At 72.4% G+C, this 16,034-nt stretch carries 13 protein-coding genes; all 13 read left to right on the plus strand.

Features of this window, described 5'->3' with window-relative positions; genetic code table 11:
• Nucleotide 1 precedes the first annotated feature (1 nt).
• Genes ACF0H8_RS05460 through nuoN form a run of 13 tightly spaced genes read left to right on the plus strand, consistent with a single transcriptional unit; the run spans nucleotide 2 to nucleotide 16,032 of the window.
• The gene (locus ACF0H8_RS05460) at nucleotides 2-556 is read left to right on the plus strand and encodes a NuoB/complex I 20 kDa subunit family protein (protein WP_395287966.1); all 555 of its coding nucleotides are present in this window, start codon (nucleotides 2-4) and stop codon (nucleotides 554-556) included.
• On the plus strand, nucleotides 553-1,359 hold the full coding sequence (locus ACF0H8_RS05465) for an NADH-quinone oxidoreductase subunit C (protein WP_395287967.1): 807 nt from the start codon (nucleotides 553-555) through the stop codon (nucleotides 1,357-1,359). Before ACF0H8_RS05460 ends, ACF0H8_RS05465 begins: the two co-directional genes overlap by 4 nt.
• The gene (locus ACF0H8_RS05470; RefSeq protein ID WP_395287968.1) at nucleotides 1,359-2,708 is read left to right on the plus strand and encodes an NADH-quinone oxidoreductase subunit D; all 1,350 of its coding nucleotides are present in this window, start codon (nucleotides 1,359-1,361) and stop codon (nucleotides 2,706-2,708) included. Before ACF0H8_RS05465 ends, ACF0H8_RS05470 begins: the two co-directional genes overlap by 1 nt.
• The gene (gene nuoE / locus ACF0H8_RS05475) at nucleotides 2,708-3,556 is read left to right on the plus strand and encodes an NADH-quinone oxidoreductase subunit NuoE (RefSeq protein ID WP_395287969.1); all 849 of its coding nucleotides are present in this window, start codon (nucleotides 2,708-2,710) and stop codon (nucleotides 3,554-3,556) included. Before ACF0H8_RS05470 ends, nuoE begins: the two co-directional genes overlap by 1 nt.
• A complete protein-coding gene (gene nuoF / locus ACF0H8_RS05480; RefSeq protein ID WP_395287970.1) occupies nucleotides 3,553-4,878 on the plus strand; it encodes an NADH-quinone oxidoreductase subunit NuoF in 1,326 nt (441 codons plus the stop codon). Before nuoE ends, nuoF begins: the two co-directional genes overlap by 4 nt.
• A complete protein-coding gene (locus ACF0H8_RS05485) occupies nucleotides 4,875-7,496 on the plus strand; it encodes an NADH-quinone oxidoreductase subunit G (RefSeq protein WP_395287971.1) in 2,622 nt (873 codons plus the stop codon). The genes nuoF and ACF0H8_RS05485 overlap by 4 nt, the downstream gene beginning before the upstream one ends.
• Nucleotides 7,493-8,857, plus strand: a complete 1,365-nt coding sequence (gene nuoH / locus ACF0H8_RS05490; RefSeq protein ID WP_395287972.1) for an NADH-quinone oxidoreductase subunit NuoH — start codon at nucleotides 7,493-7,495, stop codon at nucleotides 8,855-8,857. Before ACF0H8_RS05485 ends, nuoH begins: the two co-directional genes overlap by 4 nt.
• Nucleotides 8,847-9,554 (plus strand): NADH-quinone oxidoreductase subunit NuoI, encoded by a 708-nt coding sequence (gene nuoI / locus ACF0H8_RS05495; protein ID WP_395287973.1) that lies wholly within the window; start codon nucleotides 8,847-8,849, stop codon nucleotides 9,552-9,554. The genes nuoH and nuoI overlap by 11 nt, the downstream gene beginning before the upstream one ends.
• Nucleotides 9,551-10,555, plus strand: coding sequence for an NADH-quinone oxidoreductase subunit J (locus ACF0H8_RS05500; RefSeq protein ID WP_395287974.1), 1,005 nt, complete (start codon nucleotides 9,551-9,553; stop codon nucleotides 10,553-10,555). Before nuoI ends, ACF0H8_RS05500 begins: the two co-directional genes overlap by 4 nt.
• Nucleotides 10,552-10,851 (plus strand): NADH-quinone oxidoreductase subunit NuoK, encoded by a 300-nt coding sequence (gene nuoK, locus ACF0H8_RS05505; protein ID WP_395287975.1) that lies wholly within the window; start codon nucleotides 10,552-10,554, stop codon nucleotides 10,849-10,851. The genes ACF0H8_RS05500 and nuoK overlap by 4 nt, the downstream gene beginning before the upstream one ends.
• An 11-nt stretch (nucleotides 10,852-10,862) precedes the next feature.
• Nucleotides 10,863-12,851 carry an NADH-quinone oxidoreductase subunit L gene (gene nuoL / locus ACF0H8_RS05510; protein ID WP_395287976.1) on the plus strand — a complete coding sequence of 663 codons (1,989 nt, stop codon included), beginning with the start codon at nucleotides 10,863-10,865 and terminating at the stop codon, nucleotides 12,849-12,851.
• 17 nt (nucleotides 12,852-12,868) lie between these two features.
• Nucleotides 12,869-14,470 (plus strand): NADH-quinone oxidoreductase subunit M, encoded by a 1,602-nt coding sequence (locus ACF0H8_RS05515; protein ID WP_395287977.1) that lies wholly within the window; start codon nucleotides 12,869-12,871, stop codon nucleotides 14,468-14,470.
• Nucleotides 14,467-16,032, plus strand: a complete 1,566-nt coding sequence (gene nuoN / locus ACF0H8_RS05520) for an NADH-quinone oxidoreductase subunit NuoN (protein WP_395287978.1) — start codon at nucleotides 14,467-14,469, stop codon at nucleotides 16,030-16,032. Before ACF0H8_RS05515 ends, nuoN begins: the two co-directional genes overlap by 4 nt.
• Nucleotides 16,033-16,034: the final 2 nt, after the last annotated feature.

Consider the following 16,034-nt stretch of genomic DNA (forward strand, 5'->3'; position numbering starts at 1 on the left):
GATGGGTCTAGAGGAGAAGGTGCCGTCGGGCTTCCTGCTGACGACGGTCGAGAAGGTCGTCGGGTGGAGCCGGAGCCGGTCCCAGTGGCCGGTGACGATGGGTCTGGCCTGCTGCGCCATCGAGATGATGGCTGCCGGCACCCCCCGCTTCGACATGTCCCGGTTCGGCCTGGAGGTCTTCCGGGCCTCGCCCCGCCACGCGGACCTGATGATCGTCTCCGGGCGGGTCAGCCAGAAGATGGCGCCGATCGTGCGCAACGTCTACGACCAGATGCCCGAGCCCAAGTGGGTCATCTCGATGGGTGTGTGCGCGTCCAGCGGCGGGATGTTCAACAACTACGCGATCGTCCAGGGCGTGGACCACATCCTCCCGGTCGACGTCTACCTGCCCGGCTGCCCGCCTCGTCCGGAGATGCTCATCAACGCGATCCTCGAGCTGCGCGAGCAGGTCAAGTCCGCGCCGCTGGGCGTCAACCGCGAGGAGGCCGCCCGGGCCGCCGAGGAGGCCGCGCTGGCCGCCACGCCGACCTCTCACATGAAGGGCCTGCTCGCGTGAGCGACCGGAACGACGAGAAGCAGTCCGCGGCCGACGCCGCCAAGCCCGGCGACGTGACCGCCGGCGTCGGTCACCCGGCCACGGCGTCCGCGGCCGAGGGCGGGGCGCAGAACGTCCCCGCCACCCGCGGCGGGCGCACCCAGCTAGAGGTGGTCGCCACCCGCCGCGGCATGTTCGGCACCCAGGACACCGGGGACACGTCCGGCTTCGGGGGGCTGGTCAGCACCATCGCCATGCCGCCCGCCTCGGAGCGGCCCTACGGCGGCTGGTTCGACGAGGTCGTCGACGTCCTCGTCGAGCTGCTCGAGGCCCAGGGCCTCGACCCCGACCAGGTCATCGAGAAGGTCGTCGTCGACCGTGGCGAGCTGACCCTGTTCGTCGCGCGCGACCACATCGTGACGGTGTGCCGGGCGCTGCGCGACGACCAGGACCTGCGCTTCGAGCTGTGCCTGGGCGTCTCCGGCGTGCACTACCCCGGCGACGCCGGCCGCGAGCTGCACGCCGTCTACCACCTCGTGTCCGTCACCCACGCCCGGATGCTCCGGCTGGAGGTCGCCGTCGCGGACGCCGACCCCCGCATCCCCACCGTGGTGGACGTCTACCCCGGCAACGACTGGCACGAGCGGGAGACGTGGGACCTGGTCGGCATCGTCTTCGACGGCCACCCGGCGCTGGCCCGCACCGCCCTGCCCGACGACTGGGTCGGCCACCCCCAGCGCAAGGACTACCCGCTCGGCGGCATCCCGGTCGAGTACAAGGGGGCCGTCGTCCCGCCGCCCGACACCCGGAGGTCGTACCGCTGATGTCCGCTTCCACCAATGCCCGTCCCGCGGCCGCCCGCGCCGCGGACGACGCCCCGGGCGTCCACGAGTACGTCGCCGAGGGCGGCGACTGGGCGGAGATCGCCGCCGAGGCCGAGCGCCTGGGCGAGGAGCGCATCGTCGTCAACATGGGCCCGGTGCACCCCTCAACGCACGGCGTGCTGCGCCTGATCCTCGAGATCGACGGCGAGACGGTCCGCGAGCTGCGCGTCGGTACGGGGTACCTGCACACCGGCATCGAGAAGAACATGGAGTACCGCAACTGGACCCAGGGCGTGACGTTCTGCACCCGCATGGACTACGTCGCCCCCTTCTTCCAGGAGGTCGGGTACTGCCTCGGTGTCGAGAAGCTCCTGGGGATCACCGACGAGGTGCCGGCGCGCGCCACTCTGATCCGGGTGCTCCTCATGGAGCTCAACCGGATCGCCTCCCACCTGGTGGCCATCGGCACGTCCGGCAACGAGCTCGGCGCGACGACGATGATGACCGTCGCGTTCCGCGGCCGGGAGGACATCCTGCGGATCTTCGAGCGCATCACCGGCCTGCGGATGAACCACGGGTTCATCCGGCCCGGGGGCGTCGTGCAGGACCTGCCCGCGGGCACCACCGACTACATCCGTGAGCTGCTCCCCAACGTGCGGCTGTCCGTCAAGGAGCTGCAGGACCTGACGGTGGAGAACCCCATCTTCAAGCTTCGTCACGTCGACGTCGGCTACATCTCGGTGCCCGCCGCGATGGCGCTCGGCCTGACCGGCCCCTGCCTCAGGGCCGCCGGCCTGCCGCTGGACATGCGCAAGCTCCAGCCGTACTGCGGGTACGAGACGTACGACTTCGACGTGCCCGTGCGGGACAAGTCCGACGCGTACAACCGGGTCATGGTGCGCTTCGACGAGTGCTACCAGTCCCTGCGGATCGTCACCCAGGTCCTCGAGCGGCTCGACGCCGCGCCGGGGCCGGTGATGGTGGCGGACAAGAAGGTCGCGTGGCCGGCGCAGCTGTCCATCGGCAGCGACGGGCAGGGCAACTCCCTGGAGCACATCAGGGAGATCATGGGCACCTCCATGGAGTCCCTCATCCACCACTTCAAGCTGGTGACCGAGGGCTTCCGGGTGCCGGCCGGGCAGGTGTTCCAGACCCTCGAGCACGCCCGCGGCGTCATGGGCGTCCACCTCGTCTCCGACGGCTCCACGCGCCCCTACCGGGCGCACTTCCGGGACCCGTCGTTCTCCAACCTCCAGTCCACGGCGATGATGACCGAGGGCGGCATGCTGGCCGACGTCGTCGTGGCGCTGGCCTCCATCGACCCCGTGCTGGGAGGGGTGGACCGCTGATGAGCGACGCTTTCGCACCCGAGGTGGACGCGCGCCTGCGCGCCGAGGCCGCCGAGGTCATCTCCCGCTACCCCGACCCCCGCTCGGCGCTGCTGCCGCTGCTGCACCTGGTGCAGTCGGAGGACGGCTACGTCAGCCCCCGCGGCGTCGCGCTGTGCGCGGACCTGCTCGACCTCTCCCGTGCCGAGGTCTCGGCCGTGGCGACGTTCTACAGCCAGTTCAAGCGCCACCCCAACGGGGAGTACACGGTCGGCGTGTGCACCAACGCCCTGTGCGCCGTCATGGGCGGGGACATCATCTGGGACCGGCTCTCCGAGCACCTGGGCATCGGCACCGACGAGACGACCGCCGACGGGAAGATCACCCTCGAGCAGATCGAGTGCAACGCCGCGTGCGACTACGCGCCCGTGGTGATGGTCAACTGGGAGTTCTTCGACAACCAGACCCCGTCCTCGGCCGTCGCCCTGGTGGACCAGATCGCCGCCGGCCAGCCGGTGCACCCCACCCGCGGCGCCAGCACCGTGGGCACCTTCAAGGAGATCTCCCACGTGCTGGCCGGGTTCGAGGACGGCCGGGCGGACGAGGGTGTCGGCGCGGGCGAGCGCACCCTCCTGGGGCTGCGCATCGCCCGCGAGAACGGGTGGACCGCGCCCGAGGTGGTCCCGGACGGCGCGGCCGGAGCGGCAGCAGCAGCGGACGGTGCCGGCGGTGCTGACATTGCGGGCACCGAGGCGTCCGGCGCCGCTCCCGTGGGCGCCGTGCAGTCCGGCGCCGAGCGCGAGCCGACGACCCCGTCGGACACGAGCGCCGGCCCGATCCGCGACGAGGCGAAGGGGAACGTCGAATGAGCGTCACCGCCCCGGGTCGGCTCACGCCGGTCCTCAGCGACATCTGGGACGTGCCCCAGTCCTGGAGGCTCGGCACCTACCGCGACCGTGGCGGCTACGAGGGCTGGGCCAAGGCCCTGACCATGGCCCCCGAGGACATCGTGAACCTGGTCAAGGAGTCCGGCCTGCGCGGCCGCGGCGGCGCCGGGTTCCCCACCGGGCTGAAGTGGTCCTTCCTGCCCAAGCCCGACGGCGGGCCGCGCTACCTGGTCGTCAACGCCGACGAGTCCGAGCCGGGCACCTGCAAGGACGTCCCGCTCATGCTCGCCAACCCGCACTCGCTCATCGAGGGCATGGCGATCACCTCCTACGCCATCGGCGGGCACCACGCCTTCATCTACCTGCGCGGCGAGGTCGTGCACGTCTACCGCCGGCTGCTGCAGGCGGTCCGCGAGGCCCGCGAGGCCGGGCTGATCGGCACGGGCCTGGGCCCGGACGGCGACTACGACCTGGAGATCACGGTGCACGCCGGCGCGGGCGCGTACATCTGCGGCGAGGAGACGGCGCTGCTGGACTCCCTCGAGGGCCGCCGCGGCCAGCCGCGCCTGAAGCCGCCGTTCCCGGCGGTCGCGGGGCTGTACGCCCGGCCGACCGTGGTCAACAACGTCGAGTCCATCGCCTCGGTGCCGGGCATCCTGCGCCACGGCAAGGACTGGTTCACCGCCATGGGGACACCGAAGTCCACCGGCCACGGCATCTTCTCGGTCTCCGGGCACGTGCGGAACCCGGGCCAGTTCGAGGTGCCGTTCGGCATCACCATGCGCGAGCTCATCGAGCTCGCCGGCGGCATGCGCGACGGCCACCGGCTGAAGTTCTGGACCCCCGGCGGGTCCTCCACCCCGATCTTCACCGAGGCCGAGCTCGACGTGCCGCTCGACTACGACTCCGTCGGTGCGGCCGGCTCCATGCTGGGCACCCGGGCGCTCATGGTCTTCGACGAGACGACCTCGGTGGTGCGCGTCGTCGCCCGGTGGACGGACTTCTACCAGCACGAGTCCTGCGGCAAGTGCACGCCCTGCCGCGAGGGCACCTACTGGATGAAGCAGGTCCTGCACCGGCTCGAGGCCGGCAAGGGCCTGCCCAGCGACGTCGACCTGCTGCTCGACGTCTCCGAGAACATCGCCGGGCGCTCCTTCTGCGCCCTGGGCGACGCCTCCGCCACGCCGATCCAGAGCGGCATCAAGCACTTCCGCTCCGAGTTCGAGGCGGGCACCCACACCCCGGCCTGGGAGCTGTTCCCGTACGAGGCCTCGGCGATCTTCAGCGAAGCAGGTGTGCGATGACTGCCACGACCCAGAGCCCCACGACGACCCCGGTCGAGCTGCTCACCGTCACCATCGACGGCGTCGAGGTGCAGGTGCCCAAGGGCACCCTGGTCATCCGGGCGGCGGAGCGGGCAGGCATCGCGATCCCGCGGTTCTGCGACCACCCGCTGCTGCGGCCCGCCGGCGCGTGCCGCCAGTGCCTCGTGGAGGTGGCGACGCCGGACCGCGAGGGCAACGTGCGCAAGATGCCCAAGCCGCAGGCCTCCTGCACGATGGAGGTCACCCCCGGCATGGTGGTGTCCACCCAGCACACCTCCGAGGTCGCCGAGAAGGCCCAGCACGGGATCATGGAGTTCCTCCTGATCAACCACCCGCTGGACTGCCCGGTCTGCGACAAGGGCGGGGAGTGCCCGCTGCAGAACCAGGCGCTCAGCAACGGCCGCGCGACCACGCGGTTCGTCGACATCAAGCGAACGTTCCCCAAGCCGCTGAAGATCTCCACGCAGATCCTGCTCGACCGCGACCGGTGCATCCTGTGCCAGCGGTGCACCCGGTTCTCCGCGGAGATCGCCGGCGACCCCTTCATCGCGCTGCAGGGCCGCGGCGGCGGCGCGCCCGGGCGCGAGCGGCACGCCCTCAACGGCTCCCAGATCGGCACCTTCGATTCCAAGGTGCTCGGCATCTCCGCCGACGACGACGTCCCCGCCGTGCGGGCGGTAGACCTCACCGGGCCCGACGGCGAGGCCGGCGTGGCCGGGTCGCTGTTCTCCGGCCCGCTCGGCGTCGCCGAGACCGACAGCTCGGGCCGGCCGTTCTCCTCCTACTTCTCCGGCAACACCATCCAGATCTGCCCCGTGGGGGCGCTCACCTCGGCGACCTACCGGTTCCGGGCGCGGCCCTTCGACCTCGTCTCCACCGAGTCCGTGGCCGAGCACGACGCCGCCGGCTCGGCCATCCGGGTGGACCACCGCCGCGGCGTGGTGCTGCGCCGCCTGGCGGGGGAGGACCCCGAGGTCAACGAGGAGTGGATCACCGACAAGGACCGCTTCGCCTTCACCTGGCAGAGCGCCCCCGACCGGCTGACCCTGCCGCTGGTCCGCGACGACAGCGGCGAGCTGGTGCCCACCAGCTGGTCCGAGGCGCTGGACATCGCCGCCCGGGCGCTGGCCGCGGCCAGGGACGCCGGCGGCGTCGGGCTGCTGCCGGGCGGGCGCCTGACCCTCGAGGACGCCTACGCGTGGTCGAAGTTCGCCCGCGTCGTCGCCGGCACGAACGACGTGGACCACCGCGCCCGCGTCCACACCGGCGAGGAGGCGCAGTTCCTCGCCCACCACGTCGCCGGCGCCGGGCTGGGCGTGACCTACGCCGACCTGGAGCGCGCCGGCCAGGTGCTGCTCGTCGGCCTCGAGCCCGAGGACGAGTGCGGCACGATCTTCCTGCGCCTGCGCAAGGGCGTGCTCGCCGGCACCGTGGGCGTGGCCACCGTCGCCCCGTTCGCGACCCGCGGCACCACCAAGATGCGCGCCGACCTCGTCCCGGCCGTGCCCGGCGAGGAGCCGCTGGTCCTCGAGCAGGTCCGCTCCGGCGGCCGGTTCGACGCGCTGGCGGGGCGCCTGTCCGAGCCCGGTGCCGTCATCCTCGTGGGGGAGCGGGCCGCCGCCGCGCGGGGCACCCTCTCCGCCGTCACCGCGCTGGCCGAGCGCACCGGCGCCAGGGTGGCGTGGGTGCCGCGCCGCGCCGGCGAGCGCGGGGCCGTGGACGCCGGCCTGCTGCCGAACCTGCTTCCCGGCGGCCGCCAGGCCGCCGACCCCGCCGCCCGCGTCGACGCCGCCGCCGTCTGGGGCGTCGAGCACCTGCCGACGGCCTCTGGCCGGGACACCACCGGGATCCTCGCCGCGGCCCGCGACGGGGAGCTCGGCGCCCTGGTCGTCGGCGGCGTGGAGCCGCTCGACCTGCCCGACCCGGCGCTGGCCCGCGAGGCGCTGGCCGCCGCCGGCTTCGTGCTCCAGCTCGAGGTGCGCCGCTCCGAGGTCACCGCGCACGCCGACGTCGTGCTCCCGGTGGCCCCGCCGGTGGAGAAGCCGGGCACCTTCGTGAACTGGGAGGGGCGGGTGCGCGCCTTCGGGCAGGTGCTCGTCTCCCGCGCGCTGTCCGACCGGCAGGTGCTCGACGCCCTGGCGGCCGAGATGGGCGTGACCCTCGGGCTGCGCGAGCTCAAGGCCACCCACGACGAGCTCACCGAGCTCTCCGGGTGGGAGGGCGCCCGGGCGTCGGCCCCGTCCGCCGCGCCGCCGCCCGCGCCCCTGGTGGGCGGCGGCCGCGCGGTGCTCGCCACCTGGAAGCCGCAGCTCGACGCCGGGCGCGGCCAGGACGGCGAGCCGCACCTGGCCGGCACCGCGCACCGCCCGGTGGTGCGGGTGTCGCGGGCCACCGCGGCCGCCCTGGGCGCCGCCGACGGGGCGCCGCTGACCGTGACCGGGCCGGCGGGCAGCATCACGCTGCCGCTGGCGACCACCACCATGCCGGAGAACGTCGTGTGGCTGCCGGAGAACTCCCCGGGCTCGAGCGTGCACACCATGCTCGGCGCGGGCGCCGGTGCCGTCGTCACCCTGGCGCTGCCTGAGGAGGAGCGATGACCGCCCCCGTGCTGGCGGCCTCGGCGCTGCCGACGGCCGACTTCAGCGAGGACACCTGGTGGATCTGGGTGGTCAAGGCCGTCGCGATCCTGGCCTTCCTCGTGGTGTCCGTGCTCTTCGCCCTGTGGGTGGAGCGGCGCGGCCTGGGCCGCATGCAGACCCGCCCCGGCCCGAACGTCACCGGGCCGCTCGGCTTCGGGCAGGCCGTCGCCGACGCCCTCAAGCTCGTCCTCAAGGAGGACTTCTGGCTCAAGGGCGCGGACAAGCTCATCTACCTCCTCGGCCCGTTCATCGCCGCGTTCTCCGCGTTCATGGTCTACGCGGTGCTGCCGTTCGGTCCCGAGGTGTCGATGTTCGGGATCACCACCCCGCTGCAGCTGACCGACATGCCCGTCGCCGTCGTCTACATCCTCGCGATCACCGCGCTCGGGGTGTACGGGATCGTCCTGGGCGGCTGGTCGTCGAACTCCACCTACCCGCTGCTCGGCGCGGTGCGGTCCTCGGCCCAGATCATCTCCTACGAGCTGAGCATGGGCCTGTCGCTGGTCAGCGTCTTCCTGGTCTCCGGGTCGATGTCGACCTCGCAGATCGTGGACGCGCAGACCCAGATGTGGTGGATCGTCTCCCTGCTGCCGGCGTTCGTCATCTACTTCGTCTCGATGGTCGGCGAGGTCAACCGGCTCCCGTTCGACCTGCCCGAGGCCGAGGGCGAGCTGGTCGCGGGTCACATGGTCGAGTACTCCTCGATGAAGTTCGCGTGGTACTTCCTCGCCGAGTACATCAACATGATGAACGTCTCCGGCGTGGCCGTGACCCTGTTCCTGGGCGGCTGGCGGGCGCCGTGGCCGCTGTCGGCCATCGGCGACGGCGTCCTCAACACCGGCTGGTGGCCGGTGCTGTGGTTCGTCGTCAAGGTCTGGCTGCTGATGTTCGCCATGATCTGGATCCGCGGCACGCTGCTGCGCTTCCGCTACGACCAGTTCATGAAGCTCGGCTGGAAGGTCCTCATCCCCGTCGCGCTGGTCTGGCTCGTGGCCGTGGCGATCATCCAGGGCGTGCGCCAGTTCGCCGACGTGGACCTGACCACGATGCTGCTGTGGATCGCGGGTGCCTTCGGGGTGCTCATGGTCGTGCTGCTGCTGTGGCCGGACGGGAAGCGGCCCGAGGAGCCGGAACGGGCCGAGGCGCGCGGCGGGCGCGCCGACATCGTGCCCGCCACCAGCGACTTCGACGCCTTCGCCGGCGGGTACCCCGTGCCCCCGCTGCCGGGGCAGACCCTCCCCCCGTCGCCGCGCCGCGCGCGGCGCGAGGCCGCGATGGCCGCCGCGCAGAACGAGAAGGAGCGCAACGATGTCCGATGACAAGGGCCGCGGCCTGGGCCGCCGGCAGGAGCGCCGCGGCGAGGTGGCCAGGGTCGACCCCGAGGCGCTCGGCCCGGCGAAGAAGGGCCCGGTCGGGAAGTTCTTCGCCCCGGTCGCCGGGTTCGGCGTGACGATCTCCTCGATGTTCCGCCCCACGGTCACCGAGCAGTACCCCTTCGAGAAGGTGCCCACCCAGCCCCGCTACCACGGCCGGCACCAGCTCAACCGGTACGCCGACGGCCTGGAGAAGTGCATCGGGTGCGAGCTGTGCGCCTGGGCGTGCCCGGCCGACGCCATCTACGTCGAGGCCGGCAACAACACCCCCGACGCCCAGTACTCCCCGGGCGAGCGGTACGGCCGCGTGTACCAGATCAACTACCTGCGGTGCATCTTCTGCGGGCTGTGCGTCGAGGCGTGCCCCACCCGCGCGCTGACGATGACCAACGAGTACGAGCTCGCCGGGCCCACCCGCGAGGGGCTGATCTACGAGAAGCAGGACCTGCTCGCCCCGATGCTCGAGGGGATGCTGGCCGCCCCGCACCCCATGGTCGAGGGCACCGAGGACGACGACTACTACCGCGGCGCGGTGACCGGACCGACCCAGGCGCAGGCCGACTGGGTGCGTGAGCACCGCCCGCAGGACCCGACGCTGCGCACCGCCCGCACCGTCGAACCAGCCAGGGAGAGCGCGAAGTGACCACACCCGCCGTGCTGCCGCTGACCCTCGCCGAGACCGGCACCGTCAGCGACGGGGAGACCGCCCTGTTCTGGGTGCTGGCGCCCATCATGGTCGTCGGGGCGCTCGGGCTGCTGTTCGCCCGGCGCTCCGTGCACGCCGCGTTGTCCGTGGTGCTGGTGATGGTCTGCCTGGCCTTCCTCTACGTGGCGCAGGACGCGCCCTTCCTCGGGGTCGCGCAGGTGGTCGTCTACACCGGCGCCATCATGATGCTGTTCCTGTTCGTGCTGATGCTCGTGGGCGTGGACGCCTCGGACTCCCTGCACGAGACCATCCGCGGGCAGCGCTGGGTCGCCGTCGTCGCGGGACTCGGCCTGGCCCTGGTGCTCGGCGGCGTGGCGGTCTCCGCGACCATGCCCCGCCCGGTGGGACTCACCGCGGCCAACATCGACTCCAACCCGGTGGGCGTGGCGCGGCTGATCTTCTCCGACCACGTCTTCACCATGGAGATCACCGGCGCGCTGCTGATCACCGCCGCCGTCGGCGCGGTGACCCTCACGCACCGCGAGCGGCTGCGGCCCAAGGCCACCCAGCGCGACGTCGTCGACGCGAAGATGCGCGCCTTCGCCGACGGGCGGGCCCGCATCAACCAGCTCCCCGCGCCCGGCGTGTACGCCCGCAGCAACGCCGCCACCGCGCCGGCCCTGTCCGCCGGCGGCGAGCCGATCGAGGACTCCGTGCCCCGCGTCATCCGCATCCGCGGCCAGCAGCGCACGCTCGCCGACGCGAGCCCCGAGGCCGTCGAGGCGCTCACCCGCGCCGCCCGCGGCGAGGAGACCGCCGGCCTGCACGGCCCGGCGGCGACCCGCGCCGTCGGGCAGGCCGCCATGCCGGGCATGCGCGGGGAGGCGCCGCCCGCCCCAGACCTGCCCGGCGCGCCGGGCCCCGAGCGCCGCGCCGTCGAGGAGGCCTCCCGGCTCGCCGTGGAGCACTCCGACGGCGCCACCGAGGAGGAGCGATGAGTCTCGTCAACTACCTCGTGCTGGCGGGGATCCTCTTCGCCATCGGCGCCGCCACGGTGCTGGTGCGCCGCAACGCGATCATCGCCCTGCTCGGCGTGGAGATCATGCTCAACTCCGCCAACCTGGCGCTGGTGACCTTCTCCCGGCTGCACGGTGACCTCACCGGCCAGGTCGTCGCGTTCTTCGTGATGGTCGTCGCCGCCGCCGAGGTCGTCGTCGGCCTGGCGATCATCGTGTCCATCTTCCGAACCCGCAGGTCCGCGTCGGTCGACGACGTCAACCTGCTGAAGAACTGACGGGGGCAGGCGTGAGCGCCACTCTGGGTTCTCTGACCGTGCCCGCAGCACTGCCGGCCGCCGTCGCCGAGGGCGCCGCGGCCGGGGGCGCCGCGGCCTACGCCTGGCTCCTCGTCGCGCTGCCGCTGGTCGGCGCCGGCGTGCTGCTGGTGCTCGGCCGGCGCGCCGACCGCTGGGGCCACTGGCTCGGCGTCGCCGCCTCCGCCGCGGCCTTCGTCGTGGGCGTCGCCGTCCTCGTCCAGCTGCTCGGGCTGCCCGCCGAGCGGCGCACGCTCGACCTGCACCTGTTCAGCTGGATCCCGGCCGGGGAGCTGGCCGTCGACGCCGGCCTGCGGGTGGACCCGCTGTCCATGACGTTCGTGCTGCTCGTGACGGGAGTCGGCACGCTCATCCACGTCTACTCCGTGGCCTACATGGAGCACGACCCCGACCGGCGCCGGTTCTTCGCCTACCTCAACCTCTTCGTCGCGGCGATGCTGCTGCTCGTGCTGGCGGACAGCTACGCGCTGCTGTTCGTCGGCTGGGAGGGCGTGGGCCTGGCCTCCTACCTGCTCATCGGGTTCTGGAACCACAACACCGACTACGCGGTGGCCGCCAAGAAGGCGTTCGTCATGAACCGCGTCGGCGACGTCGGCCTGCTCCTCGCGATGGCGGTCATGTTCGCCGCGTTCGGCGCGGTGGACTACGCGACCGTGCTCGGCGCCGCCGGCGGCGCGGGCGAGGGCGTGCTCACCGCGATCGGGCTGCTGCTCCTGCTGGCCGCCACGGGCAAGTCCGCCCAGTTCCCGCTGCAGGCCTGGCTGGGCGACGCCATGGCCGGCCCGACGCCGGTCTCCGCCCTGATCCACGCCGCCACCATGGTCACCGCCGGCGTCTACCTCGTGGTGCGCTCCGGCCCGATCTACTCCGCCGCGCCCGACGCGCAGCTCGCCGTGGCGATCGTCGGCGCGATCACCCTGCTCTTCGGGGCGATCGTCGGCTCCGCGAAGGACGACATGAAGAAGGTGCTCGCCGCCTCCACCATGTCCCAGATCGGCTACATGATGCTGGCCGCCGGGCTCGGCCCGATCGGGTACGCCTTCGCGATCTTCCACCTGGTCACGCACGGCTTCTTCAAGGCCGGCCTGTTCCTCGGCGCCGGCTCCGTCATGCACGCCATGGGCGACCGCGTGGACGTGCGCGGCTTCGGCGGGCTGGCGAGGTACATGAAGATCACCTGGGTCACGATGGGCCTGGGCTGGCTGGCGATCCTCGGCATCCCGCCCTTCTCCGGGTTCTGGAGCAAGGACGCGATCATCGAGACGGCGTTCGTCGGCGAGGGCTGGCGCCCGTGGGTGTTCGGCACGATCGCACTGGTGGGGGCGGGCATCACGGCCTTCTACATGTCGCGCCTGTTCTTCATGGTCTTCCACGGCGAGGAGCGGTGGAAGGAGCAGCCGAAGTCGGCGGAGCTGCACCCGCACGAGTCCCCCGCGCTGATGACCGTGCCGATGATCGTCCTGGCGGCCGGGTCCGCGGGCCTGGGCTGGCTGATGGCCGCCGGCGACGGCTTCGTCCACTGGCTCGAGCCCGTCACCGGCGACGTCTCCGCCGCGCACGAGGAGCTCCCCGTGCTCGGGATGCCCGTCATCATGATCGCCACCATCGTCGTCGTGCTCCTCGGCGCGTTCCTGGCCTGGCGCATGTACGGCGCCGCCCGGGTGCCGCGCACCGCGCCGCGCGGGTCGCTCCTCACCCGCGCCGCCCGACGGGACCTGTACCAGGACGCCGTCAACGAGGGCGTGTTCATGCGGCCCGGGCAATACCTCACCCGCTCGCTGGTCTACGCCGACTCCGCGATCGTCGACGGCGCCGTCATGGGTGTCGCCCGGTCCGCCTCGGGGCTGGGCGGCGTGGTCCGGCGGCTGCAGAACGGGTACGTGCGGTCCTACGCCGCGCTGATGCTCGCCGGAGTGGTGCTTGCCCTAGTCGTCGTCCTCGCCTCCCGCGTGCAGGCCTGAAGGGGTACTGGAGTCCCATGCAAACGAATGACGCAGCCTTCCCCTGGCTGACCGTGCTCGTCGTGGTGCCGCTGCTGGCGGCCGCCGCGCTGTGGCTGGTCCGCCCGCTGCACAAGGTGGCGCGCCCCTACGGCCTGGCGGTCTCGCTGGCCGTGCTGGCCGGCGCGGTGGTGATGGCCACGCAGTTCGACCTCGGCGCCGCCGGGCAGCAGCAGCTCACCGAGCTCGCGCCGTGGATCCCGCAGCTCGGCGTCTCCTGGGCGCTCGGCGTCAACGGGCTCGGCCTGGCGATGGTCCTGCTCGCCGTGTTCCTGGTGCCGCTGGTCCTGCTGGCCGCCTGGCACGAGATGGACGTGGTGCCCGCGGGCGCCGTCGTCGAGCGCCGCCAGATGGGCTTCGTCGCCCTGGTGCTGGCGCTCGAGTCCCTCATGATCCTGGTGTTCGCCGCGCGGGACGTGTTCCTCTTCTACATCGCCTTCGAGGCCATGCTCTTCCCGGTCTACTTCCTCGTCGGCAGCTACGGCGGCCCGCGCCGCCGCACCGCCGCGCTGAAGTTCCTGCTGTACTCCCTCGCCGGCGGCCTGATCATGCTCGTGGGCGTCGTCGCGGTGTACCTGGCCGGCCCCGGCGGGGAGCAGGGCTTCCTCATCGACACCCTGGCGGGCAACCTCGACGTGCCGGTGGCCGCCGAGCGGCTGCTGTTCCTCGCCTTCTTCGTCGCCTTCGCGATCAAGGCCCCGATGTGGCCCGTGCACACCTGGCTGCCCGACACCGCCCAGCAGTCCCCGGCCGGGGCGTCCGTGCTGCTCGTGGGCGTCCTGGACAAGGTGGGCACCTTCGGGATGATCGTGCTCTGCCTGCCGCTGTTCCCGGGCGCGTCCGAGTGGGGCGCGCCGGTGATCATCGCCCTGGCGCTGGTGTCCATCATCTACGGCGGCCTGGTGGCCATCGGGCAGAAGGACGTCATGCGCCTGATCGCCTTCACCTCGGTGAGCCACTTCGGGTTCATCGTGCTCGGCATCTTCAGCCGCGACCAGGTCGCGCTGACGGGCGCCATGATCTACATGGTCGCCCACGGCGTCTCGACGGCGGCGCTGTTCCTCGTCGCCGGGTTCCTCACCCGCCGCGGCGGCACCCAGCAGATCCCCGCCTACGGCGGCATGCAGCGGGTCACCCCGGTGCTCGCGGGGTCCTTCCTGGTCGCCGGTCTCGCCACCGTCGCGCTGCCCGGCCTGAGCGGGTTCGTCCCCGAGTTCCTGGTGCTGCAGGGCACCTTCCGGGTCTCCGTCCTCGCCGGCGTGATCGCCGTCGCCGGCGTGATCATCGCCGCGCTGTACATCCTGCTGCCCTACCAGCGGATCTTCACCGGCCCCAAGGTCCCCGAGCTCGCCCGCATCCCCGACCTGGACGCCCGCGAGAAGTGGGTGGTCGGCCCGCTCGTCGCCGCCATGCTGGCGCTCGGCTTCTACCCCGCCCCCGTCATCGACGCCGTCACGCCGGTGGCCGAGGCGGTCGCCCTTGACCGGCCCAGCTCGCTGCGGGCGGCGGACGCGCCACCCGACGACGGCGGTAGCGCCGCGGCCGTGGAGACCAACGAGGAGGAGGGGAGCGCCCGGTGAACACCTTCGTGGCTCCTGAGGTGGACTGGGGCGCCCTGACGCCCGTCCTGATCCTGCTGGCCGCCGCCGTCGCGGGCGTGCTCGTCGAGGCCTTCGTGCCGCGCGGCGCCCGCCGCGGGGTGCAGCTGCTGCTCAGCCTGCTCGCCACCGCCGGCGCCCTCGTGGCCGTGGTGTGGCGCTGGACCGTGGTCCAGGACGCCGGCCCGACGGCGGTCGTCGGCGGCGCCGTCATCGAGGACGGCCCGGCGCTGGCCGTCCAGGCCCTGCTCGCCGTCTTCGGCCTGCTGGGCCTGCTGGTGATCGCCGACCGCACGGAGACGGGTGAGGGCGCGTTCGTAGCGCAGGCCGCCACCCGGCCCGGCTCGGTCGACGAGGCCGACGCCACCCGCACCGGCATGGCCCAGACCGAGGTCTACCCGCTGGTGCTGTTCTCCCTGTCGGGCATGTTCGTCTTCGCCTCTGCCGGTGACCTGCTGACGCTGTTCGTGGCGCTGGAGGTGCTCTCCCTGCCGCTGTACGTGCTCTCCGGCCTGGCGCGGCGCCGCCGCCTGCTGTCCCAGGAGGCGTCGCTGAAGTACTTCCTGCTCGGCGCGTTCGCCTCGGCGTTCGTCATCTTCGGCATCGCCCTGCTGTACGGCTACTCCGGCACCATCCGGCTCGAGGGGCTCGCCCAGGCGGTGCCCGCCACCGTGGGCATGGACTGGCTGCTGCTCGCCGGCGTGGTGATGCTGCTCACCGGCCTGCTCTTCAAGATCGGCGCGGTGCCCTTCCACGCCTGGACGCCGGACGTGTACCAGGGCGCGCCGACCCCGGTCACCGGGTACATGGCGGCCGCCACCAAGCTCGCCGCGTTCGCGGCGCTGCTGCGCGTGGTCTACGTGGTGCTGCCGGACATGGGCTGGGACCTCGAGCCGCTCATGTGGGGCGTGATCATCCTGACCATGCTGGTCGGCACGGTGCTCGGCATCGTCCAGACCGACGTCAAGCGGATGCTGGCCTACTCCTCGATCGCGCACGCCGGATTCATCCTCATCGGGGTGATCGCGCTGCGCAGCGTGGGCATCGCGGCGGTGATCTTCTACCTGCTCGCCTACGGCGTGGCGACCCTCGGGGCGTTCGCCCTGGTCACTCTGGTGCGGGAGCGCGACCCCGAGGGCAACGTCACCGGGGAGGCGACGCACCTGTCCCAGTGGGCCGGGCTCGGGCGGCGCAACCCGGCCCTCGCCGTCGCCATGGTGGCTTTCCTGCTGTCCATGGCGGGCATCCCGCTGACGGCCGGTTTCATCGGCAAGTTCTGGGTCTTCTCCGCGGCCGTCGACTCCGGTGCGTGGGTGCTGGTGCTGCTGGCGGTCCTCGCCTCGGCGGCGACGGCGTTCTTCTACGTGCGCCTCGTCGTGCTGATGTTCTTCACCGAGCCGGACGGCGAGACCACCGCCGTCGTCTCCTCGGAGGGCCTGACCACCGTGGCCGTGGCGGTGTGCGCCGTGGCCACCGTGCTGCTGGGCGTCCTCCCCGGGCCCGTCCTGTCGCTGGCCACCGACGCGGCGGTGTTCCTTCCTTGAGT

This window comes from Georgenia sp. AZ-5 (assembly GCF_043952095.1).
Taxonomy (GTDB): Bacteria; Actinomycetota; Actinomycetes; order Actinomycetales; family Actinomycetaceae; genus Georgenia.

Coding starts and splice junctions, on each gene's coding strand:
- ACF0H8_RS05460 (WP_395287966.1), top strand. CDS start 2: ATGGGTCTAGAGGAGAAGGTGCCGTCGGGCTTCCTGCTGACGACGGTC.
- ACF0H8_RS05470 (WP_395287968.1), top strand. CDS start 1,359: ATGTCCGCTTCCACCAATGCCCGTCCCGCGGCCGCCCGCGCCGCGGAC.
- nuoE (WP_395287969.1), top strand. CDS start 2,708: ATGAGCGACGCTTTCGCACCCGAGGTGGACGCGCGCCTGCGCGCCGAG.
- nuoF (WP_395287970.1), top strand. CDS start 3,553: ATGAGCGTCACCGCCCCGGGTCGGCTCACGCCGGTCCTCAGCGACATC.
- ACF0H8_RS05485 (WP_395287971.1), top strand. CDS start 4,875: ATGACTGCCACGACCCAGAGCCCCACGACGACCCCGGTCGAGCTGCTC.
- nuoH (WP_395287972.1), top strand. CDS start 7,493: ATGACCGCCCCCGTGCTGGCGGCCTCGGCGCTGCCGACGGCCGACTTC.
- nuoI (WP_395287973.1), top strand. CDS start 8,847: ATGTCCGATGACAAGGGCCGCGGCCTGGGCCGCCGGCAGGAGCGCCGC.
- nuoK (WP_395287975.1), top strand. CDS start 10,552: ATGAGTCTCGTCAACTACCTCGTGCTGGCGGGGATCCTCTTCGCCATC.
- ACF0H8_RS05515 (WP_395287977.1), top strand. CDS start 12,869: ATGCAAACGAATGACGCAGCCTTCCCCTGGCTGACCGTGCTCGTCGTG.